This is a genomic window from Stenotrophomonas sp. AGC87 (genome assembly GCF_057333975.1).
Map to the genome: position 1 here is coordinate 144,949 of NZ_JBHFHW010000029.1, position 12,494 is coordinate 157,442.

At 67.1% G+C, this 12,494-nt stretch carries 10 protein-coding genes and 1 pseudogene; 8 read left to right on the forward strand and 3 right to left on the reverse strand.

The features are described 5' to 3' along the window. Positions 1-5 precede the first annotated feature (5 nt). Together ACE026_RS10685 and ACE026_RS10690 are read left to right on the forward strand one after the other, a co-directional pair. Positions 6-1,649: pseudogene (locus tag ACE026_RS10685) on the forward strand (ABC1 kinase family protein); the annotation flags it as partial. Positions 1,650-1,920: 271 nt separating this feature from the next. Next, complete coding sequence (locus tag ACE026_RS10690) at positions 1,921-4,023, forward strand: phosphoglycerol transferase I (protein WP_486038978.1); 2,103 nt, start codon at positions 1,921-1,923, stop codon at positions 4,021-4,023. Positions 4,024-4,192: 169 nt separating this feature from the next. Here ACE026_RS10690 and ACE026_RS10695 read toward each other — a convergent pair whose 3' ends face one another. Continuing rightward, a complete protein-coding gene (locus tag ACE026_RS10695; protein ID WP_486039139.1) occupies positions 4,193-6,595 on the reverse strand; it encodes a DUF3772 domain-containing protein in 2,403 nt (800 codons plus the stop codon). Between the two features lie 127 nt (positions 6,596-6,722). Beyond that, positions 6,723-6,971, reverse strand: a complete 249-nt coding sequence (locus ACE026_RS10700; RefSeq protein WP_121040674.1) for a hypothetical protein — start codon at positions 6,969-6,971, stop codon at positions 6,723-6,725. A gap of 183 nt (positions 6,972-7,154) precedes the next feature. Here ACE026_RS10700 and ACE026_RS10705 point away from each other — a divergent pair, with 183 nt between their 5' ends. From ACE026_RS10705 to ACE026_RS10715, 3 genes are all read left to right on the forward strand, one after another. Continuing rightward, positions 7,155-7,649, forward strand: coding sequence for a lipocalin family protein (locus ACE026_RS10705; RefSeq protein WP_088433548.1), 495 nt, complete (start codon positions 7,155-7,157; stop codon positions 7,647-7,649). Positions 7,650-7,656: 7 nt separating this feature from the next. After that, a complete protein-coding gene (locus ACE026_RS10710; protein ID WP_486038979.1) occupies positions 7,657-8,868 on the forward strand; it encodes an NAD(P)/FAD-dependent oxidoreductase in 1,212 nt (403 codons plus the stop codon). A 98-nt stretch (positions 8,869-8,966) separates the two neighbouring features. Continuing rightward, positions 8,967-9,482, forward strand: a complete 516-nt coding sequence (locus ACE026_RS10715; protein WP_486038980.1) for a hypothetical protein — start codon at positions 8,967-8,969, stop codon at positions 9,480-9,482. An 82-nt stretch (positions 9,483-9,564) separates the two neighbouring features. On the opposite strand, the gene ACE026_RS10720 is transcribed toward ACE026_RS10715, so the two are convergent. Further along, complete coding sequence (locus ACE026_RS10720) at positions 9,565-9,999, reverse strand: PepSY domain-containing protein (RefSeq protein WP_486038981.1); 435 nt, start codon at positions 9,997-9,999, stop codon at positions 9,565-9,567. A gap of 140 nt (positions 10,000-10,139) precedes the next feature. On the opposite strand from ACE026_RS10720, the gene ACE026_RS10725 reads away from it, so the two are divergent. From ACE026_RS10725 to ACE026_RS10735, 3 genes are read left to right on the forward strand one after another with little or no spacing between them, the layout of a single operon-like run. Beyond that, positions 10,140-10,439 carry a PepSY domain-containing protein gene (locus ACE026_RS10725; protein WP_486038982.1) on the forward strand — a complete coding sequence of 100 codons (300 nt, stop codon included), beginning with the start codon at positions 10,140-10,142 and terminating at the stop codon, positions 10,437-10,439. Next, positions 10,439-11,101, forward strand: coding sequence for a response regulator transcription factor (locus ACE026_RS10730; RefSeq protein ID WP_486038983.1), 663 nt, complete (start codon positions 10,439-10,441; stop codon positions 11,099-11,101). The genes ACE026_RS10725 and ACE026_RS10730 overlap by 1 nt, the downstream gene beginning before the upstream one ends. Next, positions 11,098-12,423 (forward strand): sensor histidine kinase, encoded by a 1,326-nt coding sequence (locus ACE026_RS10735; RefSeq protein ID WP_486038984.1) that lies wholly within the window; start codon positions 11,098-11,100, stop codon positions 12,421-12,423. The genes ACE026_RS10730 and ACE026_RS10735 overlap by 4 nt, the downstream gene beginning before the upstream one ends. Positions 12,424-12,494: the final 71 nt, after the last annotated feature.

Below are 12,494 nucleotides of genomic sequence, written 5' to 3' on the forward strand. Positions count from 1 at the left end.
TCAAGGGCATGAACCGCCGCAGCCAGATCCTGCGCCTGCTGTTGCGCTACCGTAATTCCGGCGTGTTTTCCGGCATGAACCTGGACGCACGCGCGGTCCACGATGTGCCGCCGGACGGCAACCCGGAGCAGTTCGTCACCGATCTGGAATCGCTGGGGCCGACCTTCGTCAAGCTGGGCCAGATGCTCTCCACCCGCCCGGACATGGTGCCGGTGGAGTTCGCTACGGCCCTGGAGCGCATGCAGGAAAACGTGGCGCCGATTCCGGTCGAGCGCGTCGCGGCGATCATCGAACAGGAGCTGGGCGCCTCGGTGTCCAAGCTGTTCGCCAGCTTCGACCCGGTGCCACTGGGCTGCGCCTCGATCGCCCAGGTGCACCGCGCCGAGCTGCACGATGGCCGCCAGGTGGCGGTCAAGGTGCAGAAGCCGGAGGTCGCCGCGCAGCTGCGCTCGGATCTGGAGGTGCTGCGCAGCTTCGCGCTGGCCGCTGACCACCTCACCCAGGTCGGCCGTCGCGTGCGCCTGCGCGACTGGCTCAATGAGTTCGCCAAGACCCTGATGCAGGAGCTGGATTACCAGGCTGAAGCGGAGAACCTGCAGCGCTTCGGCCAGCACCTCAAGCCGTTCAAGCCGCTGTGGGTACCGCAGCCGATCTGGGATTACTGCAGCCACCGCGTGTTGACCATGGAGCTGGCCCAGGGCGTGCGCGTGGACATGATCCCCGATGTGCGCCGCACCGAGCAGCCGATGGCACCGCTCGCCGCGGCATTGATCCGTGGCTATGTCGACCAGATCTTCGTGCATGGCGAGATCCACGCCGATCCGCATCCCGGCAATCTTCGCGTCACGCCGGCCGGTCGCCTGGCGATCTTCGATCTGGGCATGGTCGCGCACATGCCGCCACGCCTGCGCGAGCGCTTGTTGAAACTGCTGTTCGCGGCGGTGGATGGGCGCGGCGAAGAGGTCGCCGATGAGATCATCGGCATCAGCACGCGGCTGGAAGCCTTCGATGAGGAGCGCTACCTGCGCGAGACCGGCCAGGTCATCGCACGCTACGCCGCCAACAGCAGCTTCTCCGAAGGCCGGGTCGTTCTCGATCTGGTCCGCATCGCCACCGCCAGCGGCCTGCGCACCCCGCCAGAGTTGAGCCTGCTCGGCAAGGCGTTGCTGAATCTGGAAACCGTGTGCCGGCTGCTGTCGCCAGACCTGGATACCCGTCGCATCGTGGAGAAACAGCTGCAGCACGTGATGCGTGCACGCCTGAAGAAATCACTATCGGCCGCCAATCTCGCCAGCGAGGCGATGGAGATGCAGCAGCTGCTGCGCGATGGGCCGCGCAAGATGACCGACATCCTGGCGCTGCTCGCCGAGAACCGCCTGCAGATGAAGGTCACCGGGCTGGAAGAATCACGCCTGATGGAGAACCTGCAGAAGATCGCCAATCGCATCTCCGCCGGCATCGTCACCGCCGCGCTGATTCTTGCCGCGGCGATGATGATGAAGGTCGATACCGGCTGGCATCTGTTCGGCTATCCCGCCATCGCATTCACCTTGATGTTGATCGGTGTGTTCCTCGGATTGGGCATCATCCTCAGTGCGCTGATCTTTGATCGTCGCGCACGCTCCAAGGAAGAACGCGGGCACCGGTGACGCGTTCGCACGCGCGTCACGCCTTCAGCCGGACCTGAGCACGCGCGATGCAGTGCAGCATCGCGCGCACTTCTTCACGCGCGTTTTACGTCGCATATCGCAGTGCGATGCGGAATACTCGTTGTCGTTTTCAACAAACATTTCAGTCAGGTTCGTGCAGGCATGATCGAGTCATCGGCTTGTCATGCATGTGTGGTTGAGACAGCCGGTCGGATGGGAACTGCGTCGTCATGGCGTCCATCACCACCTGTCTCCACTGCCAAAAGTGCTTATGCTCTGGATCCTGCTGCTGTCACTGTTGCTGCTCGCCTGGCTGTTCCTCGCATCTGACAAGTGGGTGTGGTGGAAGGCAAGCCTCATGTCATTGCTGCTGCTGACCCTCAGTGCGTGGTGGTTGATCAACAAGCTGTCCGGTGACGGTCTCAATGCCGCCACGCTGTACCACCTCGGTGCGGACATGGAAGGCGCGGGCATCGCCGACTTCAAGCACTACATCGCCGGCTTCATCGCGCTGGCCCTGGTCTCGCTCACCCCCTTGCTGCTGGCGCGCCTGCGTCGTCGGCACCGCCCCGCGCATGGCAAGGCGGTGTTTGCCGGCTTCATGGCGATGTGGTTCGTCGCCATCGTGGTGAGCCCGCTGTACAGCGATGGCCAGCGCCTGTACCAGCAGATGCGCCCGGTGGATTACAGCATGGTCAAGGCCGAGTACCGCGTGCCCACGCAACCGCTGACCAAGCCACGCAACATCGTGTGGATCTACGGCGAAAGCCTGGAGCGCACCTACCTCAACGAAACCACCTTCCCGGACCTGATGCCCAACATCAACCGGTTGGCGGCGCAGTCGCTGGATGTGCGCGGGCTGGTCTCGGCCGAAGGCGGTGGCTGGACCATCGCCGGTCTGGTCTCCTCGATGTGTGGTGTGCCGCTGACCACCGCCAAGGAAGACGAAAACAGCATGGGCCGCATGGGCAGCTTCCTGCCTGAAGCCGTCTGTCTGGGCGATTACCTCAAGCAGCAGGGCTACACCAATCATTACCTGGGCGGGGCCAACGGCCAGTTCGCCGGCAAGGGCCAGTTCCTGGCCACGCACGGCTTCGATACCGTCGATGACCTGGCCTGGTTCAAGCAGCAGAAGATCACCCGCGCGCACTTCTCGCCGTGGGGCGTGCATGACGACGTGCTGCTGGACAAAGCATACGACCGCTTCGTGCAGCTCTCGCGCAAGGGCGAGCCGTTCATGCTGACCACGCTGACCATGGACACCCATCACCCGGCCGGTCACCTGCCCGTGGCCTGCAAAGGCACCCGCTACAAGAGCGAGCACGGCAACATCGGCATGCTCAATGCGCTCAAGTGCACCGATGGGCTGATCGCCAAGCTGGTGGACCGCATCCAGGCCAGTCCGTACGGCGAAGACACCCTGATCGTGATCGCTTCCGATCACCTGGCGATGCCGAACGATCTGAGCCATATCCTGGCCAAGCAGGACCGCGAGAACCTGTTGCTGTTCCTGGGCAAGGACATCGCCCCGCGCCAGCTGGCCACGCCGGCCGGTTCGACGCTGGATTCGGGCGCCACCCTGCTGAGCCTGATCGATCCGGCCATCGATTCGATCGGCTTCGGCCGCTCGCTGCTGCACCCGGAACGTTCGGACAGTGCGAGTGCGGCGGTGTTCCGCGACAACGGCAAGGACTACCCGCGCTATCTCGCGTTCTCGCGCTCGCTGTGGCTGGGCGACAAGACCCGCCAGCTGCGCATCGATGACGACAACCAGGTGGTGATCGGCCTGCAGCATGTGCAGCCGCCGGTGCTGCTGGAGTACGACAAGCATTGGGATCTGAAATCGGTCTACCTGGAGAACACCTCCAAGCAGTTCGATCTGGCCGACCCGTCCAATACGCTGGCCTACGTGGATCGCTGCACCGCGTTCGAGGACGGCTCGGCCGATGGCGACTGGTGCGCGATGCTGGTCAACCAGGACAAGGGCATCAAGCTGTTCCGCGATGACCAGCTGCGCGGTGGCGTGGCGGTGGATGGCCCGCTGGATCCGTTCAACGGCCCGCGCCCGAGCATCCGCCAGGCGCACATGATCACCCAGAAGGGTCGCCGCACCCGGGCCGGCCAGTACATGGTGCAGCTGGTGACCAAGCAGTCACCCGACCGTGGCTTCTGGATCGAAGCGGTCTCCTCGCAGCGCAAGGTGGTGGTCGCCCAGCAGTGGGTTCAGCCCGATGCCGAGGGCCGCATCAACCTGAGCTTCGGCCTGGACCACGAGGTCGATGATCTGGAAGTGCGCGCCTGGTTGAACCACGCCGAGAAGCTGGCCGTGGATACCTTCGCGCTGGTGCCGTCGCGGGGCGGCAACCGCGGCTGATGAGGTAACCCGGCCGGCCTCGGCGACCGTCGGCTGTCCCTATCGGTAGTGCCGGCCGCTGGCCGGCTCCCGGTTCTTTCTGCATCGTCTATCTGCCGGCCAGCCCCCCCACTACCTGCATCGGGACGGTACCGACCATCGGTCGGCATCCGTCCGTCATCGGTTGCGCTTACGCGTGCGGGTCAGGCGCCGCCGGATCCCGCACCAGATGGATATCCGTCGGCGAGGACAACGCGATCCCGGCGGCGGCAAACGTCTGCAGCATCGTGAAGTACAGCTCGCTGCGCGCGCCGTACACCGCACGCGGGCCTGACACGTAGGCGAAGCTGTTGATCGCGATCTGCCCATTGGCGATCGAATCGATGAACACCGACGGCGCCGGGTCGCTCAGCACGCCCGGGTGATCGGTGTAGGCATCCAGCAGGATCTGCCGCAACGCCGCCACATCGGTGTTCAACGGCACCGAGAACTGGATCTGGATCCGGCCCTGCGCGTTGCCCATCGTCATGTTGCGGATGGTCTTGGTGATCAGCTCGGAATTGGGCACGATCAAGGTGGACTTGTCGCCGACCTGGATCTCGGTCGAGCGCACGCTGATCCGCTTGATGTCGCCTTCCTGATCGCCCAGCTTGACCCAGTCGCCGATCTTGACCGGCCGCTCGGCCAGCAGGATCAGGCCCGAGACGAAATTCTGGGTGATCGCCTGCAGGCCGAAACCGATACCGACCGACAGCGCGCTGACCACCAGCGCCAGCTTCTCGAAGCCGATCCCCAGCGCGGTCAGGCCCCACAGCACCGCGGCGATGATGCCGAGGTAGCGGGTCACGGTGCTGATGGAGTTGCGTGCGCCCGCGTCCAGTTCGGTCTTGGGCAGGTAGGTATCGCTCAGCCAGCGCTGGAATGCCTGCATCACCGCCCACACCACCAGGAACACCAGCACCCCGTACATCACGGTGCTCGGCCTGAGCGTGGTCTCGCCGATCTTCAGCCCGCCGGACAGCGAATCCAGCCCACCGAGGAAGGCGTTGAGATTGCCGAACGGTGCCGCCAGCGCCAGCAGGCCGAGCAGGATCACTCCGACCCGCAGCACCGCCGAGAGCAGCACGCCGGCCTGCTCCACCCGCGCCTCGCTGAGCCCGGTGGTCAACACGATTGTCTGCCCGGCACGGCTGCTGGGCGCGAGCACCCAGGTGGCCAGGTCGTCGGCGAACTTGAGCAGCAGCGAGACGGCCATCAGCACCACCGCGCCCCAGATCAGCTGCTGGGCGACGAACAGGGCGAAGTTGAGGTAGCCCAGCAGCGTGGCGATCACCGCCGCTGCCACGGCGATATGGCCGGCCAGGCGCGCCAGCACGATCCAGCCGCTGCGGCGCGGCGCGCCCCGCACCTTGCCATCGCCACCGGCCCGGGGATCGGCACGCGCTTCGGCTTCGGCGGCTTCGGCCGCCTGACGGTTGTGCATGCGCGCCAGCGAGGTCAGGATCGCGATGATCAGCCCCAGGTAGGTCAGCGCCATCAACCCATCGGCGGCCACCGTGGTCACCTCGCTGGTGCGGGCTGCACGGTCGAGGGCAACCAGCATAATGCTCAGCCAGGTCAGGCCGGCCGCGCCCCACGCGTACTTGCGCAGCCGCAACGCCGCACTGTCATCCAGCGGCAGCAGCCGCCACGACGGGCGCTTGGGTACCAGCAGACAGGCGCTGAGCGCAGCGATGAAGGCCGCCACGAAGGTGGCCACCTCGAAGGTCTCGGCCACCTGTTGCAGGCGCGGCGGGATCGCGCCGATCGCATCCAGCGACTCCACCAGGGCCACCGCCGCCAGGCCCGGCAACAGCGTGCCGACCAGCAGCAGCCACACCGCCAGGCCAGAGCGGCGCAGGCGTCCATCGGGTGCGCGCTCGGAGGCGGCAAAGCGGCGCCCCAGCGCGCGCAGCCACAGCCGCAACGGGAAGAACATCACCAGGGCCACGCCCAGGCCGATCAGCGGCGCGGGCCAGCCGTGCTTGGCGATCGCCTTGCGCGCGGTGTCCACGCCCATGTGGTACAGGATGGCCAGGCGATCCACATCACCCGGCACATCCTTGGCGAAGCTTCGCCACAGCGCGGGCGACAACGGTGAGGCGACCTTGCGGGTCAGCTGTTCGCTGAACTGGGTAACCCGCATCTTCTCGATACGCTCGCCGAGCTGCTTGGCGTCCACCGAGAGCAGCTTGGCGCGGGCGATCTGCGCGGTGATGTCGGCCTTCTGCTGGTTCAGCGCCTTGCGCTGCCGGCTGACCTCCGGTGGCTCGACGGTGCCTTCGGCCACCTCGCCGAGCTGGGACAGGCGTGCGTCCACCTGCTTCAGCAGCGGATCCAGCGCACTCTGCAGGCCGTCCGCATCACGCTGGACGGCCAGGGCACGGTCGGACAGCGTCTTGAGGGTTTCGGTGGTGGCCGCATCCTCCAGGTCATCACTGATGGACCGGAAGGTCTTTTCGGCCTGGACCAGCTGCTTGGCAGGATCTGGATCCGGATCGCCGGCCTGGGCCAGCGCGATCGGCGCGGCCCCCAGCCAGGCGAACAACAGCAGCCACGACAAAGACCGCACCACACACGAAGAATGACGAAGCGACACGCCAGCACCAACGGTTCGCGCGGACCACCGCGCCTGCCCGCGACTATAAACCGGGCCCCGTTCAGAACAGGTATGCGGCCCCTCAGTACTTCAGGCGGAGCTCTTCCACCTGCGGCTGCAGGCGGGCATACCAGTCCTGGAACTCTTCCTCGGTGATCTCCTCGGGCGCGTAGACCGCGATTTCATCCCAGGCATGATCGGTCGGCAACGGCTGCCGCGGCCCGGCGCGCAGGGTGTAGGTCACGCCCTCGTGGTCGAGCACATCATCGGCCGTCTCCCGTTGTTGGCGGGCAACGCCGGTTTCGCTCTTGAGCAGAATCACCTGGTACATCCGCATCTCCATCGCTGTTGAAAGAAGCGCTCATGGCGCTCCGGCCCAGCATAGCGCCGCCCACGCGGTCGGAGCATGACGCATCGACAACGCACCGTTCTCGACGCCGCACTCGCCCCGGCTTCACCCGGCCGTGGCAGCAGGCCCGGCATCGTGGGATCGCATTCCCACCAGCCGTTGCCCATGACCACACATCCCGACCTGAAAACCGTTCCCGACCTGAAGCTGCCGCGTTACCTGGGCACCTGGTACGAGATCGCCCGCCTGCCGATGAAGCACGAACCAGAAGGCTGCACCGATGTGTCCGCGCATTACAGCCTCAAGGACAACGGCCACGTGGCCGTGGTCAACCGCTGCCGCATGGGCAACGAGATCGAGGAAGCCGACGGCGAAGCCTGCCCCGTGGACAACGACACCGCGCGGCTGGAGGTCAGCTTCCTGCCCAAGGGCCTGCGCTGGCTGCCTTTCACCAAGGGCGACTACTGGGTGATCCAGATCGCACCGGATTACAGCGTCTCGCTGGTCGGCAGCCCGGACCGCAAGTTCCTCTGGCTGCTCTCGCGCACGCCCACGCTGGACCGCACCACGCAGGAGCACTATCTGGCCCAGGCGCGCCTGCAGGGCTTCGACCTGACCGAACTGATCCAGACCCCGCACACCGGCCACCCCACCGCCTGAGGCTGCCATGGATCTGAAGAGCGGGTATCCGTTCTGGGCCGTGCGCAACGGCCTGATGCATGCCTTCCCACCGCTGGAGAAGGATCTCAACTGCGAGGTGCTGGTGGTCGGCGGCGGCATCAGTGGCGCGCTGATTGCGGACGAGCTGTGCGCGCACGGCCATGATGTGGCGCTGATCGAACAGCGCGACATCGGCTGGGGCAGCACCGCGGCCAGCACTGCATTGCTGCAGTATGAGATTGACACGCACCTGATCGACTTGGCCCAACGCTACGGCGAGGACGCGGCGGTGCTGGCCTACCAGGCCTGTGCCGAGGCGATCCCGGCCATCTGCGCGGTGGCCGCGCCGTTCCGCGATGTGGACTGCCACCGCATGGCCAGCCTCTACTACGCGAGCAAGCGCGGGCACCAGGCCGTACTGGCCGAAGAATGCGCGCTGCGTGCCAGGCACGGCTTCGATGTGCGCTGGCTGGACAGCGAGGCGGTCCAGGCCGAGTACGGCATCCGCGCACCGGGCGCGATCCTCAGCGCGCTCGCCGCACGCATCGACCCCTACCGGCTCACCTACCGGCTGCTGATTCGGCTGCACACGCGCGGCTGCGGCGTCTACGACCGCACCGTGCTGGATACGCTCACCCCGACCCCGCGCGGCGTGACCGCCACCACCCTGGGTGGCGCCCGCATCCGTGCCCGCCACGTGGTGCTGGCCACCGGCTATGCCGGGCAGCGCTGGTTGAAGCCCTCGGTGGCCCGCAACCGCAGCAGCTACGCCTTCATCACCGATCCGATCCATCCGGACCTGCTCGGCCCCCTGCGCGAGACCATGGCATGGGAATCGGCGCGGCCGTATCTGTACCTGCGCAGCACCGGCGACCACCGGCTGCTGATCGGCGGCGAGGACGACGCCATCGATCTCCCGGCCCGGCGCGACCGGCGTGTGGAGAGCAAGACCGGCAAGCTGCTCAGGAAGACCGCCAAGCTCTTCCCGCACCTGCCGCTGCAGCCGGCCTTCTCCTGGGGCGGCACCTTTGCCGAGACCCACGATGGCCTGCCGTTCTTCGGCCCGCACCCGCAATGGGGGCCACGGGTGCTGTTCGCGATGGCCTACGGCGGCAACGGGATCACCTACTCCATGATCGGGGCAGGGCTGCTGCGCGCGGGCATCGAACGCCGCCGGCATCCGCTGACAGCGCTGTTCGGATTCGACCGGTTGCGCTGAGTTCCCCTTGCAACCCACGCCATGACAGGCATCATTCAAACTATGGCTGCTAGCGTCAGCGCTGTCGGCCGTCCCGCCTGTCTGCTCCGGAGCCTCTCATGATCCGCCTGCTTCCCCTGCTGCTGTGCCTGTCCCTGCCCGGGGTGGCGCTGGCCCAGTCTGCCGCAGGCGCCACCGGCCCGCAGTCCTCGACCGGGCTGGACCTGAGCATCCCGGACGCCCCACTGCAGTACCTGAGCGATCAGTCGCTGCGCGGCGATCCGCCGGGCACCTTCTATGGCGACCGCACCGGCCGGCGTTCCACCGACCGGGCCGCCAACGGCATCGCCCACGTGACCGATGACAAGCTGCGGGTCAATGGCAGCTTCACCACCGGCATCGGCTATTCCGAAAATTACGGCAACAGCCATTACAACGCGGCCGAGCTCAATCTGAGCAAGAACTACACCACGGACGAGGGCAACACCCGCAACGTCAACGTCAACATCCGGGTGAGCGAGGGCAAAGGCCCCGGCTTCTTCGGCCCGTACGGCTACGACGGCTACGACGGCTTCGGTGGTTATGGCGGTTACGGCCGTGGCCCGGGCTACTGGGATTACCCGGCGCGCTGGTAAGCGCTGCAGCCCCCAGGCACTTATGCAGACGGCCGGGGAAACCCGGCCGTTCGTACATCCAGCGCGCGGTGGCGCGGCAGGATCAATCCCACCAGCCATCACGCTTGCTGGCGAGCACGCGGCCGTCGTGGCCACTCATGCGCACTTCCACGCGCTGGTTGCGGGCGTTGCGCGCATCCAGGGTCCAGGTCGCGCCATCGCGCTCGATCGACTCGATCTGCGTCAGCCCGGCCTTGCCCGCCAGCGCCAGGATCTGCCCGGCGTCCAGCACGGCGCGGCCATCGCGTGGATCGAAGATCTCGCCCTTCGTGTCATCGATGATCACTTCATCGACAGTGCCGTCCTTGCGGGTCACATCCGCCTCCCACACGCCATCGTCGTGCTCCAGCTCATGCACCTGGGTGTAGCCGGCCGCGCTCAGCTTGGCCTGGACCTGGGCGGCCGACAGGTTGGCGGCAAAGGCCGGGGTGGTGAACAGCGCAGCGGCCAGGGCGGTAGCGGCAATCATCGTCTTCATGGGAATCCTTGAGGGGGCACCGGTCCATTCCGGCACCGCCAGTCTGGCCACCACGCCTAACCGGACCATGAGGGCGACTGTTAGATACTGTTTAGACAGCCCCGGTATACCGGTGCCCTGCCCTTCCCCTGCGTGCCCGCATGTCGCCCCTGTCCCTGATGCTGCCCCTGCTGTTGACCCTCGCCCCGCAGGACCCGATGCGGGTCCTCGACGGTGGCAGCCGGCAGCAGGACAGCGTTCGCCAGGCGGTGCGGCAGGGTCGCTTCGTGCCGCTGGAGCAGGTGGTCGCCGACGCATTGCGGCGTTATCCGGGCAAGCTGATCGAGGTGGAACTGGATGACGGGAAATACGAGATCGAGATCCTCGGCCCGGATGGCGTGGTGATGGAGTTGGATTACGATGCCGCCACCGGCCGCCTGCTGAAGATGGAAAAAGACTGATGCGCGTGCTGCTCGCCGAAGATGACGCCCTGCTCGCCAACCGGCTGCAGACGCTGCTGGAAGAGGCCGGCTATGTGGTCATCCACAGTGCGGAGGGCCGGGATGCCGAGTACCAGGGGCAGATCGAGGACATCGCCGCGGCCGTGGTCGATCTGGGCCTGCCGGGCCTGGACGGGCTGAGCGTGATCGAACGCTGGCGCCAGGCCGGGCGCGACTTCCCGGTGCTGGTGCTGACCGCCCGCGCCCGCTGGCACGACAAGCTGGCCGGCTTCGATGCCGGCGCCGATGACTACCTGACCAAACCCTTCCAGCCCGAAGAACTGCTGCTGCGCCTGCGCGCCCTGATCCGCCGCAGCGCCGGCCACGCGCATCCGCGCCTGCAGTGCGGCCCACTGGTGCTGGACGTCAACGCCGGTCGCTTCGAGCTGGACGGTGCGCCGCTGGCACTCAGCGCGCAGGAGCACCGCATCCTCAGCTACTTCATGCATCACCCCGATACCGTGTTGAGCCGCTCGCGGCTGGGCGAGAACGTCTACGAAGACGGCTTCGATCCAGACTCCAACACGCTGGACGTGCTGATTGGCCGCATCCGCCGCAAGCTCGGCAGCGAGCTGATCCACACCCATCGCGGCCAGGGCTTCCGGCTCTCGGCGACGCCATGACCACCGGCTCGCTGCGTACCCGCCTGCTGGTGGCCGGTGGCCTGGGCCTGGTGCTGGTCTCGGCACTGGCCACGTGGTGGCTGGGCGCGATGTTCGAACGCTCGGCGCGCACCGCGATGGATGAGCGCCTGGGCAACGATCTGATCGCGGTACTGGCACTGGCCGAAAGCGATGCCAACGGCCAGCTGCAGTGGCGCGACACGCTGGCTGACGAGCGCTACCGCCGCGTGTTCTCCGGCGACTACTGGCAGGTGCTGGACCCGCAGGGGCGCCCGATCGGGCAGTCGCGCTCGCTGTGGGATGGCTCGCTGGCCGCGCCGAGCGCACTGCAACCGGGGCCTGCGCAGGCCTTCGATGCTCCCGGCCCGCTGCAGCAATCCCTGCGCGTGCTGGCCCAGCAGGTCACCCTGCCCCGCGCCGCCGCGCCGGTGATCGTGATGGTCGCCACCGACCGCAGCCCGCTGGATGCCCTGGTCGCCAGTTTCCGGCAGCGCACCGCGCTCGCCCTGGCCGTGCTGATCGCCGTGTGGTTCGGCGTGCTGGTGACCCAGGTGCATTACGGCCTGCGGCCGCTGGCCGAACTGGGCCGCATTGCCGGGCAGGTCCGCAACGGCGAGAACGTGCGCTTCCCGCAGCAGGGCCTGGTGAAAGAAGGCGCGCCGCTGGCCGGCCAGCTCAACGCGCTGCTCGACCATCATCAGCGCATGGTGGTACGCGCACGCCGCAGCGCCGAAGACCTCGCGCATGCGCTGAAGACACCGCTCACCGTGCTCACCACCGAAGCCGAGGGCGACGGCAGCGACTGGCGGCAGACCCTGCGCAGCGAGACCGCGCGCATGCAGGCCAGCATCGATCGTTACCTCGCTGCAGGCCTGGGCGCCGACAGCCAGCAGCGCACGCCGGTGGCGCCGGTGGTGAGCGCGCTGTGCGGGCTGATGCAGCGCGTGCATGCCGCGCGTGGGCTGCGTTTTGCGTGCGACAGCGACACCGCGGGTGTGTTCGCTGGTGCGCGCGAGGATCTGGAAGAGATGCTGGGCAACCTGCTCGACAATGCGGGCAAGTGGGCCAGTCACGCAGTGCGCGTGGAGGTGGCACCACGGGAGGGCCAGCTGCGCATCACGGTGAGTGATGACGGTCCCGGGCTTCCCGCGGAGCAACTGCAGCGCGTACTGGAACGCGGCGTGCGGCTGGATGAGCGCGCGGCCGGGAGTGGGCTGGGATTATCGATCGTGGCCGACATCGCCGAGAGCTACGGCGGAACGCTGGTGCTGGCCAATGGCGCGCCGGGGTTGCGGGCGACGTTGACGTTGCCGGCGGGGTAAGAGGTGCCCTCGCTGACGGCATTGCTTGTGCCGTTGGTAGTGGCGGGGGGGGGGGGGGGGGGGGGGGGGGG